At 36.2% G+C, this 26077-nt stretch carries 30 protein-coding genes and 2 pseudogenes; 27 read left to right on the forward strand and 5 right to left on the reverse strand.

From position 1 onward, the window contains the following. Nucleotides 1-599 (forward strand): annotated as a pseudogene (locus tag MSG66_RS04320) (hypothetical protein); the annotation flags it as partial. A 38-nt stretch (nt 600-637) separates the two neighbouring features. Further along, complete coding sequence (locus MSG66_RS04325) at nt 638-1498, forward strand: DNA adenine methylase (protein WP_324652524.1); 861 nt, start codon at nt 638-640, stop codon at nt 1496-1498. Nucleotides 1499-1630: 132 nt separating this feature from the next. Here the strand turns inward: MSG66_RS04325 and MSG66_RS04330 are convergent, their stop codons facing one another. After that, on the reverse strand, nt 1631-2308 hold the full coding sequence (locus MSG66_RS04330; protein ID WP_324652526.1) for a hypothetical protein: 678 nt from the start codon (nt 2306-2308) through the stop codon (nt 1631-1633). A 431-nt stretch (nt 2309-2739) separates the two neighbouring features. Between MSG66_RS04330 and MSG66_RS04335 the strand changes: the two genes are divergently transcribed. The 6 genes from MSG66_RS04335 to MSG66_RS04360 all read left to right on the forward strand — a co-directional run bounded on the left by MSG66_RS04335 (nt 2740) and on the right by MSG66_RS04360 (nt 6705). Further along, the gene (locus MSG66_RS04335) at nt 2740-3444 is read left to right on the forward strand and encodes a hypothetical protein (RefSeq protein ID WP_324652528.1); all 705 of its coding nucleotides are present in this window, start codon (nt 2740-2742) and stop codon (nt 3442-3444) included. A 140-nt stretch (nt 3445-3584) separates the two neighbouring features. Further along, entirely contained in the window at nt 3585-3902 is a 318-nt protein-coding gene (locus MSG66_RS04340) for a hypothetical protein (protein ID WP_202743975.1), read from the forward strand. A 174-nt stretch (nt 3903-4076) separates the two neighbouring features. Next, the gene (locus MSG66_RS04345) at nt 4077-4271 is read left to right on the forward strand and encodes a hypothetical protein (RefSeq protein ID WP_324652531.1); all 195 of its coding nucleotides are present in this window, start codon (nt 4077-4079) and stop codon (nt 4269-4271) included. Between the two features lie 252 nt (nt 4272-4523). Continuing rightward, a complete protein-coding gene (locus tag MSG66_RS04350; RefSeq protein WP_324652533.1) occupies nt 4524-4982 on the forward strand; it encodes a hypothetical protein in 459 nt (152 codons plus the stop codon). Nucleotides 4983-5290: 308 nt separating this feature from the next. Continuing rightward, nucleotides 5291-5635, forward strand: a complete 345-nt coding sequence (locus MSG66_RS04355) for a hypothetical protein (RefSeq protein ID WP_324652535.1) — start codon at nt 5291-5293, stop codon at nt 5633-5635. A gap of 125 nt (nt 5636-5760) precedes the next feature. Beyond that, nucleotides 5761-6705, forward strand: a complete 945-nt coding sequence (locus tag MSG66_RS04360) for a DUF4424 family protein (RefSeq protein ID WP_324652537.1) — start codon at nt 5761-5763, stop codon at nt 6703-6705. Nucleotides 6706-6829: 124 nt separating this feature from the next. Here the strand turns inward: MSG66_RS04360 and MSG66_RS04365 are convergent, their stop codons facing one another. Beyond that, the gene (locus tag MSG66_RS04365) at nt 6830-7435 is read right to left on the reverse strand and encodes a DoxX family protein (RefSeq protein ID WP_133974331.1); all 606 of its coding nucleotides are present in this window, start codon (nt 7433-7435) and stop codon (nt 6830-6832) included. Between the two features lie 164 nt (nt 7436-7599). Here MSG66_RS04365 and MSG66_RS04370 point away from each other — a divergent pair, with 164 nt between their 5' ends. The 18 genes and pseudogenes from MSG66_RS04370 to MSG66_RS04455 all read left to right on the forward strand — a co-directional run bounded on the left by MSG66_RS04370 (nt 7600) and on the right by MSG66_RS04455 (nt 23627). Continuing rightward, nucleotides 7600-7908: a hypothetical protein gene (locus MSG66_RS04370; protein ID WP_262471550.1), complete on the forward strand. Its 309-nt coding sequence runs from the start codon at nt 7600-7602 to the stop codon at nt 7906-7908. A 69-nt stretch (nt 7909-7977) separates the two neighbouring features. Beyond that, entirely contained in the window at nt 7978-8841 is an 864-nt protein-coding gene (locus MSG66_RS04375; protein ID WP_324652541.1) for a DUF692 domain-containing protein, read from the forward strand. Then, complete coding sequence (locus MSG66_RS04380; protein WP_202743971.1) at nt 8792-9547, forward strand: DNA-binding domain-containing protein; 756 nt, start codon at nt 8792-8794, stop codon at nt 9545-9547. The genes MSG66_RS04375 and MSG66_RS04380 overlap by 50 nt, the downstream gene beginning before the upstream one ends. A gap of 2 nt (nt 9548-9549) precedes the next feature. Continuing rightward, complete coding sequence (locus tag MSG66_RS04385) at nt 9550-10170, forward strand: RNA polymerase factor sigma-70 (RefSeq protein ID WP_324652543.1); 621 nt, start codon at nt 9550-9552, stop codon at nt 10168-10170. Continuing rightward, on the forward strand, nt 10164-10343 hold the full coding sequence (locus MSG66_RS04390) for a zf-HC2 domain-containing protein (RefSeq protein ID WP_197730910.1): 180 nt from the start codon (nt 10164-10166) through the stop codon (nt 10341-10343). The genes MSG66_RS04385 and MSG66_RS04390 overlap by 7 nt, the downstream gene beginning before the upstream one ends. 91 nt (nt 10344-10434) lie before the next feature. Then, nucleotides 10435-11346 carry a LysR family transcriptional regulator MumR gene (gene mumR / locus MSG66_RS04395; RefSeq protein WP_042897352.1) on the forward strand — a complete coding sequence of 304 codons (912 nt, stop codon included), beginning with the start codon at nt 10435-10437 and terminating at the stop codon, nt 11344-11346. A gap of 341 nt (nt 11347-11687) precedes the next feature. Continuing rightward, on the forward strand, nt 11688-12941 hold the full coding sequence (locus tag MSG66_RS04400) for an NRAMP family divalent metal transporter (RefSeq protein ID WP_324652547.1): 1254 nt from the start codon (nt 11688-11690) through the stop codon (nt 12939-12941). A 34-nt stretch (nt 12942-12975) separates the two neighbouring features. Next, nucleotides 12976-13740, forward strand: coding sequence for a 5-oxoprolinase subunit PxpA (locus tag MSG66_RS04405; RefSeq protein WP_324652549.1), 765 nt, complete (start codon nt 12976-12978; stop codon nt 13738-13740). Between the two features lie 2 nt (nt 13741-13742). Beyond that, the gene (locus MSG66_RS04410) at nt 13743-14558 is read left to right on the forward strand and encodes a putative hydro-lyase (protein WP_080592901.1); all 816 of its coding nucleotides are present in this window, start codon (nt 13743-13745) and stop codon (nt 14556-14558) included. Nucleotides 14559-14591: 33 nt separating this feature from the next. Further along, on the forward strand, nt 14592-16175 hold the full coding sequence (locus MSG66_RS04415; protein WP_324652553.1) for an urea amidolyase family protein: 1584 nt from the start codon (nt 14592-14594) through the stop codon (nt 16173-16175). After that, nucleotides 16175-17893 carry an acetyl/propionyl/methylcrotonyl-CoA carboxylase subunit alpha gene (locus MSG66_RS04420; protein WP_324652657.1) on the forward strand — a complete coding sequence of 573 codons (1719 nt, stop codon included), beginning with the start codon at nt 16175-16177 and terminating at the stop codon, nt 17891-17893. The genes MSG66_RS04415 and MSG66_RS04420 overlap by 1 nt, the downstream gene beginning before the upstream one ends. Nucleotides 17894-18195: 302 nt before the next feature. Then, nucleotides 18196-19416: a chloride channel protein gene (locus tag MSG66_RS04425; RefSeq protein ID WP_324652555.1), complete on the forward strand. Its 1221-nt coding sequence runs from the start codon at nt 18196-18198 to the stop codon at nt 19414-19416. A gap of 144 nt (nt 19417-19560) precedes the next feature. Further along, nucleotides 19561-20469, forward strand: a complete 909-nt coding sequence (locus MSG66_RS04430) for a tetratricopeptide repeat protein (RefSeq protein ID WP_324652557.1) — start codon at nt 19561-19563, stop codon at nt 20467-20469. A gap of 74 nt (nt 20470-20543) precedes the next feature. Then, nucleotides 20544-21002 (forward strand): hypothetical protein, encoded by a 459-nt coding sequence (locus MSG66_RS04435; RefSeq protein WP_324652558.1) that lies wholly within the window; start codon nt 20544-20546, stop codon nt 21000-21002. A 45-nt stretch (nt 21003-21047) separates the two neighbouring features. Next, nucleotides 21048-21500, forward strand: coding sequence for an NF045616 family extracytoplasmic (lipo)protein (locus MSG66_RS04440; protein ID WP_324652559.1), 453 nt, complete (start codon nt 21048-21050; stop codon nt 21498-21500). Between the two features lie 45 nt (nt 21501-21545). Beyond that, nucleotides 21546-21950 carry an NF045616 family extracytoplasmic (lipo)protein gene (locus tag MSG66_RS04445; RefSeq protein WP_420714247.1) on the forward strand — a complete coding sequence of 135 codons (405 nt, stop codon included), beginning with the start codon at nt 21546-21548 and terminating at the stop codon, nt 21948-21950. A gap of 14 nt (nt 21951-21964) precedes the next feature. Continuing rightward, nucleotides 21965-22384 carry an NF045616 family extracytoplasmic (lipo)protein gene (locus MSG66_RS04450; protein ID WP_324652563.1) on the forward strand — a complete coding sequence of 140 codons (420 nt, stop codon included), beginning with the start codon at nt 21965-21967 and terminating at the stop codon, nt 22382-22384. Nucleotides 22385-23023: 639 nt separating this feature from the next. Continuing rightward, nucleotides 23024-23627 (forward strand): annotated as a pseudogene (locus MSG66_RS04455) (TetR/AcrR family transcriptional regulator). Between the two features lie 52 nt (nt 23628-23679). Here MSG66_RS04455 and MSG66_RS04460 read toward each other — a convergent pair. Further along, the gene (locus MSG66_RS04460) at nt 23680-24108 is read right to left on the reverse strand and encodes a hypothetical protein (protein WP_324652565.1); all 429 of its coding nucleotides are present in this window, start codon (nt 24106-24108) and stop codon (nt 23680-23682) included. 256 nt (nt 24109-24364) lie between these two features. On the opposite strand from MSG66_RS04460, the gene MSG66_RS04465 reads away from it, so the two are divergent. After that, a complete protein-coding gene (locus MSG66_RS04465) occupies nt 24365-24880 on the forward strand; it encodes a hypothetical protein (RefSeq protein ID WP_324652566.1) in 516 nt (171 codons plus the stop codon). 48 nt (nt 24881-24928) lie between these two features. Here MSG66_RS04465 and MSG66_RS04470 read toward each other — a convergent pair whose 3' ends face one another. Continuing rightward, nucleotides 24929-25162 carry a hypothetical protein gene (locus tag MSG66_RS04470; protein ID WP_042897364.1) on the reverse strand — a complete coding sequence of 78 codons (234 nt, stop codon included), beginning with the start codon at nt 25160-25162 and terminating at the stop codon, nt 24929-24931. Nucleotides 25163-25576: 414 nt separating this feature from the next. Further along, nucleotides 25577-26008: an SRPBCC family protein gene (locus MSG66_RS04475; RefSeq protein ID WP_016138615.1), complete on the reverse strand. Its 432-nt coding sequence runs from the start codon at nt 26006-26008 to the stop codon at nt 25577-25579. Between the last annotated feature and the right edge of the window lie 69 nt (nt 26009-26077).

Here is a 26077-nt window from a genome sequence, read left to right on the forward strand (position 1 = left end):
ATACTTCTGCTGTTGAGGATACCGATACTTCTGCTGTTGAGGATACTGATACTTCCGATGCAAATGATACAGAAAGCTTGGATGAAGATGGCACAGCTGCTACAACTTCAGGGCAGCCTGGAACTACTCAGGACCCAAATAAAAGAAAATATTTAGTAACTTCAAAACTGATTGCTTGTATATCGGATAATACTTTGAGAAGAGTGTATGGTGAGTTAAGAAAGATTGAAATTGATGAGAATCCATTAGCAGTTATGTTAGTGGCAAGAGCATTTTTAGAAGGAATTTATATTCGCTATTATGAAAATATACTTGGGCTTAAGTATGATAAAAATATCAAAATGCATATTGTATTACAGAAAGTGTGCGATTCCCTTAATTCTAAAAGGAATGATTTAAAGCACTCAGAAGTTAGTGCATTAGCAGTTTTAAAGAAACTACCATCTGACCAAAATAAAATTTTTGCTGCTGGTAATTTAGGTTTATACGCACATGCTGTGGAATATCCTAGTAATAAGAAGCAAATTATAATTGAGTGGGATAATATTTCTGCAATAGTCCAATATATGCTAATAGTGCTATATAAAGCAGATCAATAAAAAGCTAAAATTAACATAGTTTTTGTAAGGATTTTTTCATGCCACAGACACCATCACCTTTAAGATATCCCGGTGGGAAAACATCCATTTGGAAAATGGTGTCTACAATTATCAAAGATAATGAATTAGATCGAGGTCACTATTGTGAGCCCTATGCGGGTGGCTGCGGGCTTGCATTGTCACTACTTTTCAAGGGCTATGTTCATGAACTCCATTTAAATGATATTGATAGATCTATTTGGGCATTTTGGAATGCTGTTTTGCATGAAACAGATATTCTAATTGAGAAAATTTTATCAACAGAAGTCACAGTTGAGGAATGGTATAGGCAAAGAGATATTCAACTAAATAAAGATAACTTCAGTGACTTTGATTTGGCGTTTTCTTCATTCTTTCTCAATAGGACGAATAGGTCAGGAATAATTCTAAAAGCGGGTATGATTGGTGGTTCAAAACAAAATGGTAATTATAAAATTGATTGCCGTTATAATAAAAAGTCTTTAATTGATAAAATTAAACGTATTGAAAAGTACAAACACAGGATCCATTTGTACAATTTAGATGCATTAGATTTCTTAGACAAAACTAGGACCCGTTTGCCAAAGAATAGTGTCTATTGTATTGACCCTCCATATTTTGAGAAAGGACAAACCTTATATACTAATGCGTATGAAAAAAAGGACCATGAAGAAATATCTAAAAAAATATTAAAATTAAAGAGACCATGGATTTTAACTTATGACAATGCAGCAGAAATTAGAACACTCTATGCAAAACGAAACCAATACACATTTGATTTGAACTATAGTGCAGCTGAAAAAAGAGTTGGAACTGAATTATTGGTAATTAGTAAAAACTTAAAAATATCCGAAGAGCTGAAAATTCAAAAAATTAATTAAATTTTAGATTTTTAAATTTTTATCAAAATAACTTGATCAAGAAAAATTTAATTCAGCTCTTATGCTATTTATAGTAGAAGAGCTTTAGATAATTTTTTATGACTAAGATGTTGTAATTTTTTCATTATAAATCTATATAACTTCTGGCTCTTGATTCGGACTAAGCTCACAAAAATCCTTTGTGAATTTAGGTTTTAAACTCTCATTTAAAATAAATAAGGCTGCTGAGAAGAGAGTTATTATAATAAAGGCTACTGTTAATATGATTTTCCAATCCAGATTTAATTTCATTGGCTGATTGAAAATGATCTGGGAGAACATAGGAAGTAATAATGGTGAAAAAGCCAGTATACTTATTCCCATATAAAATATAAATCCAAAAACAATATTGAAGTTAATTCGTAATTTTCCCATTTTCACCTTTGAAACTACGGTTCCATTCTCAATTTTGACTTCACTTTTTATTCTATGATAAAGACTGATAGTACTTAAAATATCTTTTCGGCTTAAAATAAATCTAGCCATTTCTTTAGAGCAAAATCGGCAACCTATTAAAGCTTTAATTTGTGTTTCCTCACATAAACGTAAATAATCTATCTCTAATTCACTGGTAAGAAAATTTTTATCCTTGAAATTAGCTGCTTCTTCATATTTTTGTATGAGTCTTTTCTTAGTAAGGTCTTTAAATTCAAGGATACTATATAAAATATTTTTTGATTTAACAATAATAAATAAAATAACTAGAGTAAAAATAAATGCTGGTGAGGAGTGTTCTAAGGCTAATTTTAATAGTTCAATAATATCGCTCATCTAACTATCTCATTGTTGAAATTAACAATATTATACATGTTTATAATATTGGCGTATATCTAGCCTTTATTATATAATTAGATGAGGAAATTGTAATTTCTAAGTTATTTATATTCACAATGTACTTTATGTTTAGATATTAATATTTGCATTCAGATTAGTTGGATCTGTCACGAAATTTTAACTTGATATTTAACTAAGGTAATTTTAGAATCCGCCCAACTAATTTTTAGGAGCTTCAATGTGAGTACTTGCTCGAGTGACGATAGTCGATCGGTAATAGTCTAAGTATCCACTGAAGTCCTTACGGACCTCTTTTTGTGGATGCAAGAAGAGGTTTTTTATTTTCATCTTTTCATTTCTATTATTAGCCCATGATTTAATCATGACGGGTTGCAGTACTCGCATATGCTCCATAACTTATGGGAGTGATGTCAGTGGTATTTACTTTAAAGAAACGCTCACTTATTTCAAGTTTCTGTTTATTGGCTTTATCTAACGCTAGCCATAGTGGACGACCTATGGTTGTTGACGACGCAGCTCTTGTTTCACCAAAAACCTGCCAACTCGAAACATGGATGCAGCATAATCCTGACAACAAAGAATATTGGGCAATGCCTGCCTGTAATTTTGGTAGTAATTTTGAATTTGCTGTAGGGCTGGGAAGAGTAAACGATGATACTGAGCACGTCAGCTATGCAACCTTACAAGGTAAAACCTTATTAAAGCCTTTAGAAACCAATGATTGGGGAGTTGGTTTTTCTTTTGGAACTCAAATGAATACTAAAGATTCTTCAAACAAAGATTGGACTGTTAACGTTCCATTAAGTGTTTCTACTTTCGATGATAAATTTTTAATCCATGCCAACCTCGGTTGGTTACGTGAAAATACCACGCATAAAAACCAGACCACGTGGGGAATTGCAACCGAAACACAACTTATTCATCCATTAACGCTCACTGCCGAAGTATATGGTAATGACCGAAATGATGCTTTTTACCAGACAGGTTTTAAATACATGGTCTACAAGGACTTTGTTCAGTTAGATGCAAGTTATGGCAATCAAATTTCTCATCAGGATAATGCTTTTTTCTCTGTCGGATTTGTATTCCTAACAAATGAATTTTTACCTTGATGATTTAGGAATATCTTTATCTATCAATAACTGTGACAGATTCTAACTTTTTATAACATGTAAATACGACTATTCTAATTGGACTTGAGCACAATCTTTTGAAGTGTTCCTCTTTTAGTTAGATTTTAGGTATTTAAAAAATGAATAAAATGCACGTAACTTTAGCAGTAATTATTGGCTTAATTGTTGGTGGAGTAATCGGCGCTCTAGGCTACTCTAAAACTGCTGCACGTTATGACGCCATGACCACAGCATGTGTAATGGTAAACCAAGCGGTTGAACATAACATCTTGAAACCAGAACAAGTGAAAGAGCTAGGTGAGCTAACAGGCCAAAGCCTTAAAAAAGATTATGAGTCGGTTGCATCTAAATTCAAATTCTCTGAAAAGCAATTAGGTAACGCATCTGAAGGTTCTAATTGTAGTCAGTTTATTGTTGGGGTAAATGCCGCACAATAACCATTCAGAAGCCCCAGTAAGTGGGCTTTTTTTATAATGTTTAGTTAGGGCAGCTACAATATTAACTGAACATATCATTTATAGACTGCTATAATAATGATCAATTCAAAATCTGAAATATAAGCTTGCCTAAAGGCAGGCTTTTTGTATATGTAAACAAGTCTGCTAGGAAATATGAAACGTTATCTAAAACAAATTCAATCAACAACATCTAATTGGACAACAGAACAAGACTGTTTCTTGATAGAAAATAATTCTCTTCCAATTCACGAACTCATACATCATCTGCCTTTTTCTGAAGAAGAAATAAGAGTGCGTAGATCTGTTTTGGGTTTGGTTCGACGGGATAAGCAGATGAAAACATATTAATTTTACCAAGTGGTAAAAAATAATATGAAAGTAAATATTTCCAATTATCTCTATTCGACCATTCATTTTGCGGATGAGTTATCAAAACCATAATTTTTTTAAGAGTTTTTTTGGTGCGCTTTACATAAACATATAACTAATTACAAACTGTTCTCATAAGATTACTTTTACTTACAATTCTTTAAGCATAATCAAAGTCATAAAAGATTCATAGATCAGCACTTTATAACAATAGTACGGAGAGAGAGGTTAATGCCAAAGTATCTAGCTGTAGCCGAAAAGGTTTATAAAAATATTAAAAAAGATAGCTTATTCACTGATGACATTACTCAGAATCTTAACTGTTTAATTAGTCAGATTCGAAAAGCGATCAAGGGAACTGAGTTTAAGCTCAAGTTCAACTATATAGATTTTGAAGAGAACTTAACCAAACCTTTAAGTGAATGCAAAGTTCAAATTGACTTGAGTGTCATGCCAAAATTTACCAATGAGGGCGAATACCTTCTTTGGCTAGCTGGTTTTATAGAGCGCATCACAGAAGGTGGAAAACCTAAATTGCCTCCAATTTCACAATTTCTTCCACCAGGTTTTAAAATGTCGAAAGATGCATTTCCTGTATCTGTAACTCCCCAAAAAGAAGAACACGCAGACATGATTATTAATTATTTTAAATCTGAGGATTTTATTAAAACCAATAAAACTCCTTCATAAAAGAATATAGAAGTGACGGTCCACTACACTTCTATATACTGCTGGTTTAACTTCAGCGACCGCCTTCTGGGGCGGTTTTTTTTGTCTTAAATCTCTTCATAACTAACTTTTAACATTGTCTAAACTTAAATTTTAGAAAATGTTAAATGTATATAAATGTTAAATTAAATTATATTTTAATATATAACAAATAGTTAACTATATCTATTGGTAAATAAAAAATACATTTTTCACATAAGGCATGGTTTAAGTAACGCAATTAAACATTTAGCTGTTCATAATCTTTAAAAAAAGAGAATGTGAATGATATGAATGAAAATGCCGAGCTAATAAAATACATAGACGTTGCTGAAAACGTATATGAACGTATCTATGAGAATAATCAAGTTTCAAATAACTTGATTGTTAACCTCAATCGAATTATGGCTGAAATCAAAAAGCAAGCCGAAGCAAAGAATCTAAAATTAAAGTATAACTCTATCGATTTTGAATATTGCTTGAGTTTACCTTTGGCAGATAGAGATATAAAAATTGATCTAAGTTTGATTCCTCATTTTGAGCATCGGGATGAATGCATTTTATGGCTGACAAACTTTATTGGAAAAATTAGTGTGCAAAAAAAGATGATAAGGGAGAAACTAAATTTTCATTAAAATGAATTAGATTTTAAGTGCATGAACGAACCGTCTCTAGACGGTTTTTTTGTAGGTAAAATATATAATATGATTTACCTTAGATTGATATTCCATAATTAGAAAATGACATAGAGCACTTTAAAATGAAAAAGCTTGTAATCACCTTTGCTACATTGATTCAACTATCGACCTATAGCCTAGCCAATGACTCTACGGGTTACGTGGGAACGGGTGGGATTCAATACCTCAAAAATTCGCAGATTGCCATGCAAAGCGAAAATCTATTTATGAGTAAAAAACTAATTAAGGTCGATTACCTCTATAAAAACCTAAGCAATAAAGATGTTACTGAAACCATTTTATTTCCACTACCGCGCATTGATAATTTGTTTGAATCTGATTTTGCCCATACAGAAGAACTTTTAAAAAGTTTTAAGATTGTAGTTGATGGTAAAAATATAAAACCAGACATGCATGTCAGAACGTTTATTCAAAAAGATGAAAAATCGCCACTCATTGATGTAACAGACGAGTTTAAGCAGTGTGGTTTTAGTGAAAAAGAGATGTTAAACCCATGGCTGCGTAATAACTATGATTATGGATATTATGTAGATAAGCTAAAGCAATGTAAGACTCCGAATATACAGAAAATCTTAGTCAATTTTAAAAAAGATGATGTCATCCCGTGGTCATCGCAAGTGATTCATAGTTGGAAGCAGACTTTTAAAGCCAATGGTTTGACTAAAATTCACCATGAATATAAACCTTTGGTGGGCGGTTCTGTTGCTTTATATCCCGAGGAAGATAGCCGACAATTTTGTATGGATAATCAATTTAAGCAGGGCTTAAAAAAAGCCCGTGCAGAAAATTCACCATTTAGTGCTTTGGGCTATATTTTGACAACTGGAGCAAATTGGGCAAAGCCGATTGATAACTTTAAGCTAACCATTGAGCGCGATAAAAATGAACTGGTTTCTTTTTGCTGGGATGGGCAAGTCAAAAAGATTAGCCCAACTCAATTTCAGATGACCAAAACCAAGTTTGTCCCTAAAAAAGACCTAGATATTATTTTTGTGAGAGTTAGATAATTTAATACAAGCTTCGAATTCTCCCCAATTGCCTCACTATTGATTGTGTGTCATGAGCTAAACATGGCACACAATAAGAAAAAGATACTCAATGTTGCCGCCATGAGGGTTCTTAACGTAATGATTAATTAGACAGTTTCTTTTTAATCCAATAATCTAAACTAAAATAACGGCCGCCTCCAAGAACAAGCAGTGCGAGAAGCATGACTAAATACGTAGTGGCAAACTCAATTCCATTATTTAAAATTACAAACGAACCATTGGAAGTGAGCCAGTCATAATTGCCGTAGGTTTGTAATATTTGGCGAGCCTTCTCTAACTTTTCAGCTGAAGCCAACACCTGCATGTTTGCAAAGGGTGCATTTGGATCAGCAATCGCTTGCCATCCATTTGGTAGATGTACCGTAAATATAGCAACCAACATCGTAATAATGAGGGGAATACTAATTAAGCGAGTAAAGAGGCCAAATGTTAATAGTATTGCGCCCGCGAGTTCAGTTGTTGTTGCAAGCAGGGCCATTAGATATGGAAAGGGAAGTCCTAAACCTCCATCTGAGTTGCCAAACCATTCTACAATATCATTGAAGTGCATTAATTTATTTGTGCCTGCCATCCAAAATATAGGCACTAGATACAATCGAAGAGCCAGAGCTGCGATGCCATCTGCATGTTGTAGAGTTTTACCCAGTTTTTGATAATATTGAGATAAACCATAAATAAAATTCTTCATGATAATTTCACATCCGATGCGATTGAATATTAATTAGTCGGATAAAGACTGTATTTCTTACATAAAAATTTTTTTTATTTACGGTGTAATAAAAAAGGATTTGGTCCGTCTAACTATACGTACAAATGTACAAACCGAGAATTTATCTTTAAAGGAATACTAAAATGAATAAACTCAACTCAATGACTTCAGTGGCGGCATTATTAGCACTAACAGTTGCTGGCGCTACACAAGTGGCGGTAGCAGCAACCCATACAACAACCGAAGCATATGCAACCAAAGCAGCAGATGGAAAATGCGGTGAAGCAAAATGCGGTGCTAGCAAAATGAAAAACCACGAAAAGTCTGCCGAAGCAAAATGTGGTGCAGATAAAAAAGCAGCTGATGGAAAATGTGGAGCAACCAAAAAAGCAGCGGACGGCAAGTGCGGTGCAGATAAAAAAGTCGCTGACGGTAAGTGCGGCGCTAAGTAAACAATCTGATCATGGATGATGTCGGCCTTCTGGTAAGTGTCGGCATCGTTTCCAAAAGGAGAAATCACCATGATGGATTTGTCAGGCGTAGGGCTTGGTTTAAGGCGTGATTTTATAGATTCGTTTTTAGATGCAAAAACATGTCCGGACTTTATCGAAGTTGCTCCTGAAAACTGGCTAGGTTTTGGTGGACGACATGCAAAATTACTCGCACAGTGTGCTGAAAAAGCGCCATTAATTTGTCACGGCTTGTCATTGTCTATTGGCGGTCCTCATCCACTGAATCTTGAATTTATCGGCAAAATAAAAAGCTTTTTAGAACAATATGATGTCTCTATTTATTCTGAACATTTAAGTTATACAAATGATGGCGGCTATTTATATGATTTGTTGCCAATCCCCATGACCGAAGCGGCTGTTAAATATGTGGCTGAACGTATTTTACGTGTGCAAGATATTTTAGGAAGAAGATTAGTCATAGAGAATGTTTCTACTTATTTAATGCCCAATGCCCAAATGAGTGAAGCGGAATTTATCCGTGAAGTTCTTCAATGTGCAGACTGTGATTTGCTTCTGGATGTAAATAATGTCTATGTCAACAGTATTAATCATGGCAGTGATGCATTTGGATTTATTCGGGAGATGCCAAAAGAGAGAATCCGTTATTTACATATTGCTGGGCATGAACAAGTTCAGAAAAATTTATTAATTGATACACATGGTGCAGAGGTTTGTGATCGCGTATGGGAACTATTGAGATATACCTATCAAGTATGTGGTGTGAAAGCAACTTTACTTGAGCGCGACTTTAATATTCCATCATGGCGAGAGCTAGAAGAGGAACTAGCCAGAATTAAAATAATTCAACAACAGGAGAGTGGCTATGAAGGAAAATCAAATATCCTTCCAAACCATGCAACAACAGTTTTGTGACTGGATTAGAGATCCTGATTTGGAATTACCTCAAGCTCTTCCTGCCGAGCGAATGCAAATTTATCGGGACTTGCTTTTTAATAATGTCAGCTCATTTATTGAGTTAGTTTATCCCGTAGCTCGTGCGATGTTGCCAGAATTAAAGTGGCAACAATTACTCTCGGAATTTTTTCAAAAAGCCCAGTGTCGCTCACCTTTGTATAATGATATTTCTCTGGAGTTTAGAGAGTATTTGACAGATCAGCAGCACCCAATATTGCAAGAATATCCTTGGTTGGCTGAGTTGTTGCAGTTTGAATGGCTTGAGTTGTATTTAGATACTGTTGAAATTGAAAAAGTAGTCTTGCAGGAAAACTGCGATTGGCAGTTAACCACCAAGATATGGGTATTGGTTTATCAATATCCCGTTTATACGTGGACAACTTTAATGACTCCAGAACATGCTGAGCCTATACTGGGAGCGATTATGGTCTGGCGAGATGAACAAGACAATGTATGTATTGAACAGCTTTCGCCTTTGTTTGCTATTGTGATTGAACAGTTGACTCAAAATGTAAAGCTAACTGATCAAGATATTCATACATTCATTCAATCTGTACTCACTGACTTGTCTGAATATCACATTTATCTGCAAATTCAAGAATTAAAAGCACTGTTAATTCGACTGCGATTAATTCACGTTCCCCATGATTTTAAAGAGGTATAAGGATGACTTCAGCCGTAGCATCAGATCATGAAGAAATAGGGGATCAGCTGCATAATCCAGCCTTTTTACAAGACTTAAGACAGCAAATGATAAAATTTGCTTTTTTACAGCTTTCCTCGCTTCCTCAGGCTGAAGATGTGGTGCAAGAGGCATTAACAAGTGCTTTCCAACATTTAGATTCATTTAAAGGACGTGCTGCGTTTAAAACATGGGTGTTTGCCATTTTAAAAAATAAAATTCTTGATGTGATTCGGCAAAAGTCACGTTTGGTCGCAATGAGTGAATTATTTAAGGATGAGGAAAGTGAACTGAGTATTGATGCACTGTTTGATGCTTCTGGACATTGGCATAAATATGAAGCACCTCAAGCATGGCAAAACCCTGAAGAAATGATGGAGCAGACAGATTTCTGGATAATTTTTGAAGCTTGTTTAAATCATTTACCTGCCAAATATGCTCAAGTTTTTATGTTGAGAGAAGTGATAGAGCTGAGCTCCAACGAAATTTGTAGCAAGTTGGAATTGTCTATCTCAAACTTTAATGTGTTGATGTATCGAAGTCGTACCCGACTAAGGGAATGTTTAGAAAATAAATGGTTATTGAAGGAGGATTGTTCATGCTGACATGTCGACAAGCCACTCAACTGTTGTCTGAAAAGCAAGATAAACCATTGTTATTACGTGAGCAAAGTGGTTTACAGCTGCATTTATTGACCTGCCGATCATGCCGCCGTTATTCAAAACAGATCAAAACAATTAGTCAGCTTTCTAAAGCATTTAAAAGTTTTGATGGCTAACTTTAGTTAAAAATTTATTTATTGCTAGCCTAATCACGCTAAGAACTCCCATACTATAAAAGTAAAGGAGTTTTTTAAGACAGGATGAAACGTGAATTTAAAGAATCTTGAAGCATTTTATTGGGTTGTGACTTTAAATAGCTTTAATAAGGCTGCAATTAAATTGCAAACAACCCAGCCTGCGGTATCTCAAAAAATCACATCTCTTGAAAATGAATTAGGTTTTAAAGTTTTAGACCGAAGTTTGCGAAAATTTAAACTGACCCATAAAGGCATTACATTATTTAAATATGCTGAAAAGTTTATGCGTTTGGAGACTGACCTTGTCGCAGAGCTTACAGAAAACCAGCACCTGACCGGAACAATACGTTTAGGTGTTTCCGAAACAATTGTTTATACGTGGTTGGTTGAATACATCGAAAAAGTTCAACAAGAGTTCCCAAAAGTTTCGGTGGAAATTGTGGTTGATCTAACACCCAATTTACAAGAAGGTGTTCGGACAGGGGACTTGGACATGGCCTTTTTGCTTGGACCAACTTTGGCTTTTGAATGTATTGAACAGGCATTGTGTGATTTTGAACTGAGTTTCTTAGCTTCACCGTCATTTAAAGGCTGTGTAGCTCAAATGTCTTTTAAAGCTCTCATGTCTCATACCATTTTAACTTACCCCAAAATTACCTATCCATATAAAGAATTGAAAGCCAGAATGAAAGAACTAGGCGTTGATGAACCACTTTCAATTACCAGTTATTCATTAGCAACTTTATTGCGTTTAGCCGAACAGGGCCTAGGCATTGCAGTCGTACCAACCTTAACGGCGTTGAAAGAAATTATTGATGGTCGACTAGAAATATTAAATACGCCCATTCAATTAAAGACATTTCATTTTACCTCTATCTATATTCACGGGAATGACGTTGCCTTGAAAGAGAAATTGACAGAGGTTGCCGTTAAAGTATCGGCAAGTGCCATGAAAAGTCTCAATGAAAAAATTAAAAACTAGGCTGTTTTCGAGTATCGCTTTTCCCTATTTTTCTTGTTTAAAAAAAGCTGTTTTGTATGTGAAACTATAAAAACAGCTTATGAAGTTCGATAAGTAAAATTTATCCTTGTTTATAAATAATCTAAAAATATATAAAAATCAATATTTTGTAATTTTTACTTTATGTAAAAAGTCTTATTGTCCGTAGGGATTAGCTATGTTTTTATTCTAGATACAAGATTTGATCACCGATTGTGTTGATTGGGGAACAGGGAATCTTTGTCATTTAAAAGGATTAAAGAATATTGTTTGGGAAAAATAATATTCTTGGTTCAACTTGCAAATAGCGTTGTTAAGCTCAAATGGATGAGGAACGCATTAATATGTCTTTACTGAAATCTTCTTTTTTATCAGATCGCCAATGGGCCATTGTTGCCTCAATCTTTATGATGGCGACCTCTGCAATGGGGCCCGGATTTTTAACCCAAACTGCTGTATTTACAGTGAAGTTAGGCGCGGCATTTGGCTTTGCCATTTTAGTTTCCATTCTGATTGATTATGTGGTTCAACAAAATATTTGGCGAGTGGTGACACTTACCCAAATGCGAGCATCGGATATTGCCAATAAAGCAATTCCCGGCAGTGGTTACTTACTGGCTTTTCTGGTCATTTTAGGTGGCTTTTTCTTTAGTATTGGTAACATTGCAGGCGCTGCATTAGGTCTAAATGCGCTTTTTGGCCTCGATACAAAATGGGGCGGTATTTTAAGTGGTGCCTTAGCTATTTTGATTTTTGCTTCAAGAAAAGCAACGCTTGCCATGGATAAAAGCATGATCGTGTTGGGATTGCTTAAAATTATCCTGATTATTATTGTTGCCGTGATTGTGATGCCTCCTGTGGGTCAAGCTGTACATCAAACCTTTGCTCCAGATCAGATCGACTTTGCCATTATTACCACTATTGTCGGCGGTACAGTCGGTGGTTATATCTGCTATGCGGGTGCACACCGTTTACTCGACAAAGGTGCGGTTGGCCCTGAAAATATTGATGAAGTTGCTAAAGCTGCAACCAAGGGCATTATTGTTGTCGGCATCATGCGTTATGTGCTGTTTCTAGCATTTTTAGGTGTGGTGGTGAGTGGCGCAAATATTGATTTAACCAGCCATGATGCCAATCCAGCAGCTCAAGCATTCCAATATGCAGCGGGTACATTTGGTTTTAAATTATTTGGTTTAATTTTCTGGGCAGCCGGCATTAGCAGCACCATTGGCGCAGCATATACTTCAGTGTCGTTCTTTAACGTGTTTAAAAAGAACTTAACACCAAAACAAAACAACTATACGACCATTACTTTTATCGCATTGGCTTTATTGCTCTATGTGTTATTGGGCGCAACTCCAGCAGGTCTACTCATTTTTGTGGGTGGTTTTAACGGTTTAGTGTTGCCAATTGGTCTTACAATTTTTGTGTATGTTGCTGCGTGCCGTAAAGATTTAATGGGTAACTATAACTATCCAAAATGGTTACTTATTTTGGGTGGATTAACATGTCTGTTGACGTGGTGGATGGGCTATATGTCGTTTACGACAGTGTTTAACTATTTGACGAAGCTTTAAGCCAGACTTTGTTAAGTGATAAAGGAATGATGCCATGTTTGTAGATTTAAATAGTGATCTGGGTGAGAGCTTTGGCTCATGGAAAATGGGCAATGATGACCAGATTTTACCTGTCGTGACCAGTGCCAATATTGCATGTGGATTTCATGCAGGTGACCCGCTCGGCATTTTAAAAACAGTCCGTAAAGCAGTTGAGCTTGGTGTAACGGTCGGTGCTCATGTTTCTTATCCAGACCTTGTCGGCTTTGGCCGCCGTAATATGGATTTGTCACGTGATGAACTGATTGCCGATGTGCTTTATCAAATTTCTGCACTCGATGGTTTGGCCAAAGTAGCAGGCTCAAAAGTGCAATACGTTAAACCACACGGTGCGCTCTACAACACCATTGCACATGACCAAGTTCAGGCAGCAGCCGTGATTGATGCGATTAAAATGTATAACCCTGAATTGGTTTTAGTGGCTTTGGCTGGATCAAACCTAGTAGAACAGGCACGTGCGGCTGGTTTAAAAGTCGTAACTGAAGCATTTGCAGACCGCGCTTATAACAGCGATGGTTCACTGGTGTCTCGCCGTCTAGAAGGTGCGGTTTTACACGACTCGGCATTTGTTGCCAGCCGTGTGGTGTCTATGCTTAAAAATGGTGGGGTTGAGTCAATTGATGGTGTATTTACCCCAATTCAGGCCGACACGATTTGCTTACATGGCGACACCGACGGTGCGCTAGAAATGTCGGCAGCCATTAAAGCCGAGCTTGTAAAAAACAATATTGAAATCCGCCCGTTTGTAAACAAAGCATAAGGATGAGCACAATGTATAAGGATATTAAAGTCGACCCAGCTCAGCTTGAAGCCGCTTTAGATGCGCGTTTAAAAATTCGTGCAGGTTTCGATAAACCAACAGCAGGCATGGCGGCGGGCATGACTCAAGTAAACATGATTTCGGTGCCAAAAGAGTGGGCTTACGATTTTCTTCTTTACGCACATCGTAACCCACAAAGTTGTCCAGTGCTCGATGTACTCGAAGAAGGCATCTATGCAACCAAGCTTGCGGCAGATTCAGACATCCGAACCGATTTTCCACGTTATCGCGTTTGGAAAGATGGTGAAATGGTCGATGAAGTGACCGATGCAAGCGAGATTTATAATGCTCATCCTGATTTGGTGACTTTCTTAATTGGTTGTAGTTTCTCGTTTGAAACAGCTTTGCAAGAAGCAGGCATTGAAGTTCGCCATATTCATGACGACACTAACGTGCCGATGTATTTGAGCAATATTCAGTGCCAACCAGCAGGGCGTATTTCAGGAAATATGGTGGTTTCAATGCGACCAATTCCATCGCATCAAATTAGTGAAGCGGTAAAAATTACCGCGCGAATGCCAAGCGTGCATGGTGCACCTGTGCATATTGGGCACCCTGAAAGCTTAGGAATTTTGGATGTAAATAAGCCCGATTTTGGTGATGCTTCTCGCATAGAAGCAGGTGAAATTCCAGTGTTTTGGGCTTGCGGTGTAACGCCGCAAGCGGCAGTTATGAACTCGAAAATTCCTTTTGCGATTAGTCATGCACCGGGCTATATGTTTATTACAGACATTCCTGACCGTGCTTGGATTGGCTAACTGGACTAAAGAAGAATTAAAAAGGATAAGCAAATGCGTTTTTTATCGGTAAACGCTGATTGTTTTCTAATCGAGCTTGCGAGCCTCGAAGAAACTCTGGCGTTATACAATAAATTGCAAAATACGCAATTGAATGGAATTAAAGACTTAGTCCCTGCTGCAAAAACAATTTTGGTTTTTTTTAACGAGATCGAAACCAATTTTAAAACGCTGGTTGCTTCAATTCAGAGCCTCAAAATTGATTCAGCGTTTGAGCGTAGCGGCCAAGAAGTAATTGTACCGATCCGTTACGATGGTGAAGACCTTGCTCAAGTTGCAGAGTTGCAAGGTTTGTCGATCGCCGATGTGATTAGAAAACATCACCAAAGCGTGTGGAATGTCGCTTTTATTGGTTTTGCGCCGGGCTTCGCTTATATGAGTAGTTCTGATCGGCCTTTTACCGATATTCCGCGCTTAACAGTTCCGCGTAAGAAAATACCGTCTGGCTCTTTGGGTTTAGCTGGAAAATACTCTGGTATTTACCCAAAAGACAGTCCAGGTGGCTGGCAGCTTATTGGTACAACATCGGAAAAAATGTGGGATTTAGAGCGTAAAAATCCTGCATTGCTGTTACCGGGTATGACTGTGCATTTTGAAGACATTACGCATAGTCCGACAACCGTAAATGTACCGCAGCAAATTACCCGTACGGTTGATCCTAAACAATCTGTGCCACTGTTTACGATCACTGCATCGAGTCTACAGATGCTCATTCAAGACGAAGGGCGTTTAAACCAGACCAATATTGGCGTTGGGGTTGCAGGTGCAATGGATGTGTCGGCCATGCATAGTGCTAACCGAATTGTGGGTAACCCGACCGACACACCCGTAATTGAAGTTTTAAACGGTGGCTTAAAAGCCAAAATGCAGCATGCAGCCGTGATTGCGGTTGCAGGTGCAATCTCAACCATTCGTGTGAAATTTACCGATGGACAAACCGCAGACTTTGCAAGTTATCAGCCGATTGATTTGGATGAGGGCGATGAGTTTCAAATTCAGCCACCAACAGCAGGTTTAAGAAACTATTTGGCAGTTCGGGGTGGTATAGACGTTGAACCAGTACTGAATAGCGCCTCATTTGACAGCTTGGCGGTGTTAGGTCCAGAGCCTTTAAAGCTTGGAGATACGATTTATCTAGGACAAGTGAAGGCCGCCAACATTAGCGTAAATGAAGTGGGCAAGTTCGATTTGCCAAAAGTTGGCGAGTTGGTTGAGCTAGATATTGTGATGGGACCACGCACAGACTGGTTCGAACAAGCCAGCATTGAATTGCTATGTCAGCAAGAATGGCTCGTGACCAATGAAAGCAACCGAGTCGGGCTAAGACTTTCAGGTGCAGAGCCTTTAACTCGCAAAATTACCCATGAACTGGAAAGTGAAGGCACATGCATTGGTGCTTTACAGATTCCACCGAGCGGCCAACCAGTTTTGTTTATGAATGATCACCCTTTAACGGGCGGCTATCCAGTCATTGGCGCTGTTGCTAAACACCATTGGGATTTAGTGGCGCAGATACCAGCAGGTTGCCACATCAAATTTAAAAAAATTGCCGAATTTACAGATTTTGAGAATGAATGATGAATACAGAAAAATTATTGATTGCTAACCGTGGTGAAATTGCCGTTCGTATTATCCATGCTTGCCGTGATATGGGAATTTCATCGGTCGCGTTATATGCAGATGACGACATTGGCAGCATGCATGTCGAACTTGCAGACGAAGCATGGGGCTTGGCTGGTGCTACGGCCAGTGAAACCTATTTAAATATTCCTGCCATTATTGAGATTGCAAAAAAATCGAAAGCGACTATGGTGCATCCGGGTTATGGCTTTTTGTCTGAACGTGCTGAATTTGCCCAAGCCGTGATTGATGCAGGCTTAAAATGGGTAGGTCCATCACCAAGTGCCATCGAAAAATTAGGCGATAAAATTGAAGCACGTAAAATTGCCGCTTCAGTGGGCGCACCGTTAGTTCAAGGTACACAAGACCCACTCAACAATGGCGATGAAGCTTTAGAGTTTGCTAAACAATTTGGTTTACCGATTGCCATTAAAGCCGCATTTGGTGGCGGTGGTCGTGGCTTAAAAGTTGCGTGGAAACTTGAAGAGGTGAAAGAGCTTTATGAGTCGGCAGTACGAGAGGCAAAAGCTGCCTTTGGCCGTGGTGAATGTTTTGTCGAGCAATATTTAGATAAACCGCGCCATGTAGAAGCCCAAGTCATTGCCGACCAACACGGTAACATTGTCGTACTTGGCACACGTGATTGCTCGTTGCAACGCCGTAACCAAAAATTAGTCGAAGAAGCACCAGCGCCGTTTATCAGCGATGAGATTTATCAACAAATTTTAACCTCGGCAAAAGAGATTTGTCAGGCTGCAAATTATGTTGGTGCGGGAACGGTTGAATATTTACTGAGTCGTGATGGAAAACTTTCATTTTTAGAAGTAAACACCCGTTTGCAAGTTGAGCATCCAGTTACCGAAGAAACGGCAAAAGTCGATTTGGTGGTTGAGCAAATCCGTGTCGCACAGGGCCATGAACTTTCCATTAAAGAAACACCTAAAGCACAAGGCCATGCGATTGAGTTTCGAATTAATGCCGAAGACCCAGCACGTGGTTTTATTCCGGCGTTTGGTGTGTTGAGCTTGTTTGAGGCGCCGTTTGGAAACGGTGTACGAGTGGATACCGGCGTTCGGACTGGTTCATTGGTATCGAGTCATTTTGATTCGCTCATGGCAAAACTGATTGTGACTGGTCCAACCCGTGAAGTTGCAATTGCTCGCGCTAAACGTGCTTTAAAACAATTTAAAATTGAAGGTGTGGCATCAGTTCTAGATTTTCACCGTGCGGTACTCAATGAACCTGACTTTACCAATGAGTTTAATGTACACACCCGTTGGATCGAAAATGACTTTAAACAAGAGTTGAAGCCAACCAAACGCGGCATTCCAAACCATCAACAACCGATGTTACTGAGCTACATTGAAATTGATGGCAAGTTACACCGCTTAGGTTTACCAGCAGGCATGTTTGCACAAGGGCCAGCAACCGCAATTCAAGCACAAACTAATGAGCCAGAAGTGAGTGCCGAGCATTTACTTGCCCCAATTAATGGTGTGATTAGCGCTTGGAAAGTCGAAAATGGTGAGCAAGTCACCGAAGGCCAAGTGGTTGCGATTATGGAAGCCATGAAAATGGAAGTTCAGGTGCTTGCACATCGCAGCGGCGTTATTCAGATTAGCGCAGAGAAGGGCGCGACCTGTCATGCAGAAACCGTCATTGGAAGCATTAATTAAGTTTAAATAAATGATTTCACCTGACTAGATTTTAATTTAGTCAGGTCAGTCGGAATATATTTTTATCTATCAAGTAAATTAGCTATTTTCACAGTACTCGTTAACCATTTTCAACTTGAAAGCTTGTGCTGGTTATGAGATATTTATCACAGTTTAGTGATGTCAAAATTAATCACTGTATAAAAGCTCGCTTATGCGGGCTTTAATTTTTAGCCCAGTTTAAGCATTTCTCACTTAATGAGCTGGCAGAATAAAAAAATTGAGAATTTATCATCCACTCAAAGGCGAATTGAAGAACGCGAATGAAAATTCTACCTTCATCTGAATATGATCAAATTCTAAAATACAGTGTCTATTGGCTCGTCATATCGATTGTGATTGGAGTCGTCGCTGGGCTAGCATCGACTTTAATTTTTGTGGCTTTTGATATTTCTAATAAAGTAAGAAGCCTGCATCACTGGCTCATTTATTTCTTACCCTTTATAGGGTTTGGGATTGGTTATCTCATTAAAAAATATGGATCACCCATTGAACGGGGAACCCATTTACTGATTGATGAAATTCATCAACCTAAGTCGTTTATTCCGAAACGAATGAGTCCTATCATTTTTATCACTTCAATTTTAACGCAGTTATTTGGTGGTTCGGCAGGGCGTGAGGCGCCAGCCGTTCAGCTTTCAGGTGCTTTAATTGATCACTTGAGCCATATATTAAAAGTTTCGGAAGATAACCGAAAAATTTGTTTAATCGCCAGTATTGGTGCGGGCTTTGCAGGGGTATTTGGCTTGCCTCTAGCGGGTGCAATCTATGGTTTAGAAATCACAGCTTTAGGTAATTTAAGATATTCAGCTATTTTTCCATGTTTTGTATCGGCTCTCATTGCTTCGACCATCCCTGAGCTATTCGATATTGTCCACCCACATATTTTTTATGTGATTAGTGAGTTTCCAGCCATTCATTTTAGTACGCTCATGAACTTAATTGTGGCAGGTCTGATCTTTGGTCTGGTTGCACGTTTCTTTATTGCTGCAATTCATTTTGCCAGTGATATCTTTTATAAATACATTCGTTATTTGCCCTTAAGAACGATGGTGGGTGGTATTGTCATTATGCTACTTACTTTGTTCACCGCACATCAGCAATACAACGGTTTGGGTACAGATAAAATTATTTCATCTTTTTATGTACCGATTGAGTTTTACGACTTTTTTAATAAAACCGTTTTTACCGCTATTACTTTAGGTTCTGGTTTTAAAGGTGGTGAAATTACACCACTGTTTTATGTGGGGGCGACATTAGGTAATGCTTTAGGTGCAGTTTTAAACTTGCCAATTTCATTGCTTGCAGGCTTAGGCTTGGTGAGCCTATTTTCAGGAGCAAGTAAGGCGCCGTTAACTTCTATTATTTTAGCCATAGAGCTATTTGGAATGAATGTTGCCACTTATGCCATTATTACTTGTTTATTGGCAGCGCTATTTTCTGGAAATTGTGGGTTGTATCGCCGTAAAAAGTTGATGGATTAGTGAGTGTTTTATAAGTAGGGTTTGATTGGGTTTTAGCCCAATCAGCTCATTTTGTTTGGATTCTCTACCCATTTATTTGTGTTTGAGAATTTATGCTAAAATCCATTAAATATATTTATCACCAAATGCAATTTAATATTAATTATGTTTTTAATTTTAAGAAAAAAACTTCAAAAAATTGGTATTGTTTTCTTAGCAATCAACTTATTAGCTTGTAGTCATCAGCCAGATTTCAAAGATATTTCTCGGTTAGCAGAAAGAGGTGATGCAGGAGCTCAAGCAAAACTTGGTGAACTATATGTAGAGGGGAAAGTTGTTCCTCAAGATTATAAAAAGGCTTTTGAATGGTATAGCAAAGCTGCTCAACAAGGGAATGCAGAAGCACAGAATAATTTAGGAGCAATGTATGCTCTTGGACAAGGGGTAGAGCAAAATTATAAAAAAGCATTTGAATGGTATAGTAAAGCTGCTGAACAAGGGGAAGTAAAAGCACAGAGTAATTTAGGTGCATATTATGCAAATGGTGATGGTGGAGTTAAAAACTATAAGAAAGCCTTTGAGTGGTTTAGCAAATCTGCTGCACAAGATAATGCTGAAGCTAAATACTCTTTGGGCATACTTTATGAAGAAGGTTATGGGGTAACCCAAGATTATAAAAAAGCATTTGACTGGTATAGCAAAGCTGCTGCACAAAATTATGCCGATGCGCAAAATAATCTTGCAGCACTTTATGCACAAGGTAAGGGCGTAGAGCTAAGTGATAAAAAAGCCTTTGAGTTGTATAGCAACGCTGCTGAGCAAGGAAATGAAAAAGCACAAAATAACTTGGGGGCGGTATATGCTCTTGGGAAAGGTGTAAATCAAGATTATAAAAAAGCGTTCGAATGGTATAGCAAAGCTGCTCAACAGGAAAATGACGAAGCACAATTTACTGTAGGGATGATGTATTATAAAGGTGAAGGCGTACAACAAAATAATGAATTAGCCGAAAAGTGGCTAAGAAAAGCAGCAGAAAATGGAAATAAAGATGCTTTGTCGTTATTTGAAGAATAGTTATTTAAAATTTAATAAATGTTAATGTATAAATTAAAATACCTTTGTTTTTAAAGAGATTATGAGCTGTTGAAATGAAAAAATTATCTGTTGGAAATAAAGTAATATTGGTTATTTTTATTATATTTTTCCTACATGTATGCTACGTTGCGTATGGCTTTTTTTCTAAAAAAGAAGAAAATAAAATTAAGGTAAATATGGGTAACTCAGATATTCATTTTTTAGTAAATAAAAATGGAATAATGATTCATAGGTATGAAATAAGAAGTTTGATTGATAGAAAAGAAAATAGTTTAAAATACAAGAAAGTTTTAGAGAAAAGTATTGGAAGAAAAGTATCCGAAATTGTTGTTAGAAATTATAAAAGTTATGAAATTCAAGAAAATAAGCCATACTATCTTTCTATTTCGAGAGAGGGCATTATTAATGAACCAGGTGTAGTAATGCAATCAGTAAATTTTTGTATTAAAGATCATAATATAGTTTATTCCGAAGGGAATGAAGAAAACTTTGTGCGTGAATGCATTAACTAGTATTAAAGTGTAGAGTTTATTAAAGGGGATGTTAGCATAAAAATTATGAAAAGAAGCTATATTTTATTATTGTTATTATTCGGTAGTGCTCATATTTTTGCTTCACCCGAAAAACCACTTTATGCAATCGTTAAAGATAAGAGTATTTGTGTTTATACTAATGATATAAATACAAAACCATATAATAATCAAATATATTTATATATGGGTGGGATTGTTTCTGGAGAAAATTATAAAAGTACATACAGCAAGATTTATAAAAATATAAAAATGCCAATAGATAAGAACTCTTGTATCCCTATACCAAGTTCTTATTTTAATAAGGCAATACCTTTTGATGTTTCTTTAGATATGGAACAAGCTTATGCAAGAAGGATATGTGTAAATCAATCTTCAAAGAAAATTATATTGACGGAAGTAAAGGATGGCTATGAATGTAACAATCAGCCTTTTGATTATTCTGAAAAGAAAGCTACTTTTTTTAGATCGATTATTTGAATGGTTTAAGTAATTTTATCTAAAGATAAATTTAGTTTTTAAATTATAAAAAAACTTATACATTTTATATTCTTACCTCTTTTATTTGTTTTGTCAGCTTGTGAAGAACAGAGTAAAGACTTAAATGTTGAAATTAAAAAAGATCAACTATGTATTTTTACTAATAAACCTAAGAATTATGGAGAGGATGATTTTCTTGTACATATTGGGAAAATTGATTTTTCTAAAGAATATAAAAGTGAATATGAGAAAGTCTACGATAAGACTATTCTACCTGTAAAAGAAAGTAACTGCGTATATATCCCTTTAAATAAAAAAAAAAAAGATACTCCCTACAAAATCACTCTTAGTACTATAAATAGCTCGTTTAGTGCTAATATTTGTGTTCAACAAGAAGGTTCTCTGTCTTCTCTAGAGTATTTGGAAGCTGGCAAAGAGGTATGTAAATAGAGATATAAATACTTATGTATAAAATAAAACTATCCCTAGCTTTAATCTGTACTATCTTAATGAATGTTGGGTGTGCTCAACCTATTAGTCACGAACTAAAAGTTACTGTTAAAAATAATGATATATGTATCTATACTGATAATGAACATACATATCTTGGACCAGATAACTATTTCATTGTCTTTGTTGGTGAATATAAGCCAAACCAAGAATTTAAAAGTATTTATGATAAAAATTATCAAGGTAAAGACGCAAAATTTCCTATTAAATCAGAGGATTGTTTGTCTATTCCAGCTTCAGTTTTTGAAGATAAAAAGGTATATGATGTTAACTTGGAATCTAATAAAAATTTCTCTGAGTTAATCTGTATATCTAAAAAGAATAATATTTTAAGTGCTAAAGTAGTAAGTCCAGAAGATACTACATGCAATTAGGCTCTTAAAATAAATCTATCTGATACCAAGCCATTAATCACACTGTAATGGCTTTTTATTTCCCAACCGCTCGAACTTAATACAAACTATATTTTCTGTGCTTGACGACAACAAAAGCGAATACTATCCTTTGCGGGCTGGCCTACATTGCTAGCGGGTTTTAGCAGACCCTATTTAACAAAGACGATATACGAAACCTTGTTTTGTGTATCGTGATCTCGTTCGCCCCCTTTTTCTCTACGGTAGGGCGGAAGGGGGACACCTTCGGGTGTGCTGGTTTCTTTGTTGCCAGTCTGCTAACCCTCTTTCGTCCTGCCACCATCATTTAGCAGTGATCGGTAGGATTTCTTTTGTTAACAAAGGAGTCCGCTATGCGTACTAATTCTTCTCATTTATTGGCCTTTGCCAAAATCTTTCCGTCCATACCAATTAAACAGTCTTTAAAACGGTTTAATCGACTCTAGGTTTTCTACGACCTTAGATCGTTACGACTAAAAAATCATAGCAACAATAAACCCGAGATAGGTCAGCACACCATTTTTGTGCAGCTTTCGTATGCCTGTTTTTAACACTCATTTTAAGAGTGACGGCATTTCTATCTCTTTTAGATACAACAAAAAAATATTTTAAGCGGTATACATGAAAAATTTAGAATCTTCATTTAGAGCGCTGCGAGTGCTTCACGCAGCAAAAGATTTATTTAATCAAGATGGCTTTCATAAGGTCGGTGTCGACCGAATTATTGCAGAAGCCAAAATTCCCAAAGCCACTTTCTATAACGACTTTCACTCAAAAGCACGACTGATCGAGATGTGTCTCACTTTTCAAAAAGATGCGCTCAAAGTAAAAGTATTTTCAATTTTCAATTTTCAATTTTCAATTTTCAATTTTCAATTTTCAATTTTCAATTTTCAATTCTTACCGTGAACAAATGGTGCTTGATAAACTCAAGCAAATTTACCTTCTACATGCCGACTTAAATGGCTTTTATCATTTACCGTTTAAAGCAATTTTGGAAATTGAAAAGCTCTACCCAAAAGCCTATAGCGTGGTGATTGAATATAGAACTTGGCTAATCAATGAAATTTATAAACTGCTTTTAACCGTCAAAACCACCGCTTCAATGAAAGATGCCTACATGTTTTTGTTTGTGATTGATGGGGCAATGGTTCAGCTTTTAAGTAAAAACAGTGTAGATGAACGAGACAAGTTACTAGAATATTTTTTAATAATGTTGTCTTAACGATAAACCCAAACACTTCTTAAAAATAAAAGCCCGTGACTGGGCTTTTTATTTACTTTTTGGTAATAGGATCTATAAGTTGATTGATAATAATTCCTTTATTTAGATCACAAGTGGTATCAGGTTTAACGATCCAATTGTAGTTATTCAAATTTATGGAATAAGCTTCTCCACTACCATAAGCAATAGTGTCACCATCTTTATATTGTTTTGAGTCAACAATTAAAAGATGCTTATTGCTATCCCAATAAGCATCTTTAATCGCAAAAATAGGGAGAATTCTTTCATTCGCCTGCATTAAATAAATACAAGAGCCCTCGATTTTGATCTGTGCCTCACTATAACTTGCATTATCAGCACCGCCAGTGTCTGCAAGTTTCGGTACAATAAGTTTGTTTTGAGGCTGAGGAGGATTGGTACATCCATTAAGCAAGATGACCAATCCAGTTAGAAGAGTAATTAAAATATTTCGTTTATTCATATTTAATATACTAATGAAAAGCCTAAATTATAAAGTTCGTCAGTAGACATGTAATAGTATTCATTACATTGTCCAAATCCAGTGCCCGAAGCGGAAGTCCCTTTTACTCGAATCCAAACAGGACTACAGGTTTGACTATTACATGCATTATCATAGGTGGAGAAGTTTAAAAATATAAAAAATGATAAAATTTCTATATTGCCAATAAACTGAATAAATATTTTTATAATCAATATTATATACAAGGATTTAATTTGTGAAGAGAATATTGCTGTCTATTTTTCCACTATGTATGCCATTTCTACATGGATGTTCTGCTGAAGAAAAAAATGTCAACTCAACGCCTACGCCTGACCAAGTTTCAGTTAATAAGATTACTCATGAGGCAAATACGAAAAAATCTTATAAGCAGTTTTTTATTCTTTCAAAAGATTTAAAGTTTGATAAAGATTTACATCAGTTAGAAGCGATATGGTCTGGTAAATTAGTCTTGTACAACAACTGTTTATCCATTCTAGTGAAAAGCGATAATAAAGAAACTATTCATACCCTAGTAGTGCCTAAAAACTATGAAATCATATTTGATGATCAAAATAATATTGCCGGACTTAAAGATAGTAAGTCAAAAAAACAATACAAATTAGGTGAATCATTGCTATTAGGAGGCTTGGCTATAGATCAAGAAAAACTGAAACCGCATAAAAATATACCGAGTTATTGTGAGCCAAAATTGGCACTACCAGAATACATTAAAAGTGTTAATTCTAAGTAGTTTGTAAAGAAAATTATTATCAAGCATATTAATTAGTCCATCCTTTATTCATTCGAGTTCTAGTTGATCATCATCTTTCGTAACTTTGATTTTCATCTTTTTATATTTACGTTTGTTTGGATCTAAGGCAGAGTTTGAGACTTCATCAGCAAATTTTGGATTCTGCATGAGTTTTGCATAGGCTCTGTAACCTATGCGAATTCTGGTAGGTGGACAATCTGTTCTTTTGGAATAATATTCAATAAGTGAATTTAATTCCTTTAACAAGCACTGATGTTCCATTGTATGGATTATTTTCTAATAGTAGGTCATTTCAGCATACTGAACTTTAGAAAATTTCTAAAGATTTAATTGATATACATCATCTCTATGAAATGTTAATTGTTGTGCATTATTCTTGTTAAGTGTGAGTTAATTTGCTTTTTATCTCATCTTTCTGTTTTCTTTTAATCAAACAGTCATAACTAAGGTGTAAATTAATTTTAGAAAAAGAAAATAGATAGAAGATTGCCACGAACAAAAACTATTTAAGCAATTCTCTCAAACTGTAGAATTAAGCTGACTTTAACGAGTCGGCTTTTGTTTTTGTCATTAAGTTTTCGAATTTACTATTTTTAGAAATTGATATACCAGCTCTTCAATAAATCTACTTAAAAATAAAAGCCCGATAAAGGGCTTTTATTTGATATATCTCAATTAAAACTTAAGTTTTTTAAGCCCACGGCTTACACCATTTTGTAAGGCTGCTTTAATGATCGGGCCAATAAAAGGAACGCGACCTTTAAAGCTAATGGTGTAATCCAAGCGAGTACGGTTGTTTCCCAAGTCGCTAAATTTCATTACACCACGGTGAGCCTTAATTGGGCTAATGCCGCTGGTAATTGCATATTCGATGAGTTCATTTTCTTTGTAGACTAAATTTGTTTCTACAAATGAAGGGGTAAATGGAATAGACATCTTGCGTGCAGAGCCGACACCATTGCGAGCGTCTTTTCCGTTGCTAATCCGAGTTACTTTAGCTGGAGCGAAAAGCTTGCTTAGGTTTTCATGTTCGCTCAAGATTGCAAAGACCTTGTCTATGGGTGCATCAAATTCTTGTACGATGTTGATTTTTTGAGTTTTTAACATCTTATTCCCTCTAGAAATAATTTTGACATGGACGATTGTCAGAATTTGGATGTTAGCACGCTTTTGGCA

It is taken from the genome of Acinetobacter sp. IK31, assembly GCF_035615195.1.
GTDB classification, from domain to species: domain Bacteria; phylum Pseudomonadota; class Gammaproteobacteria; order Pseudomonadales; family Moraxellaceae; genus Acinetobacter; species Acinetobacter calcoaceticus_C.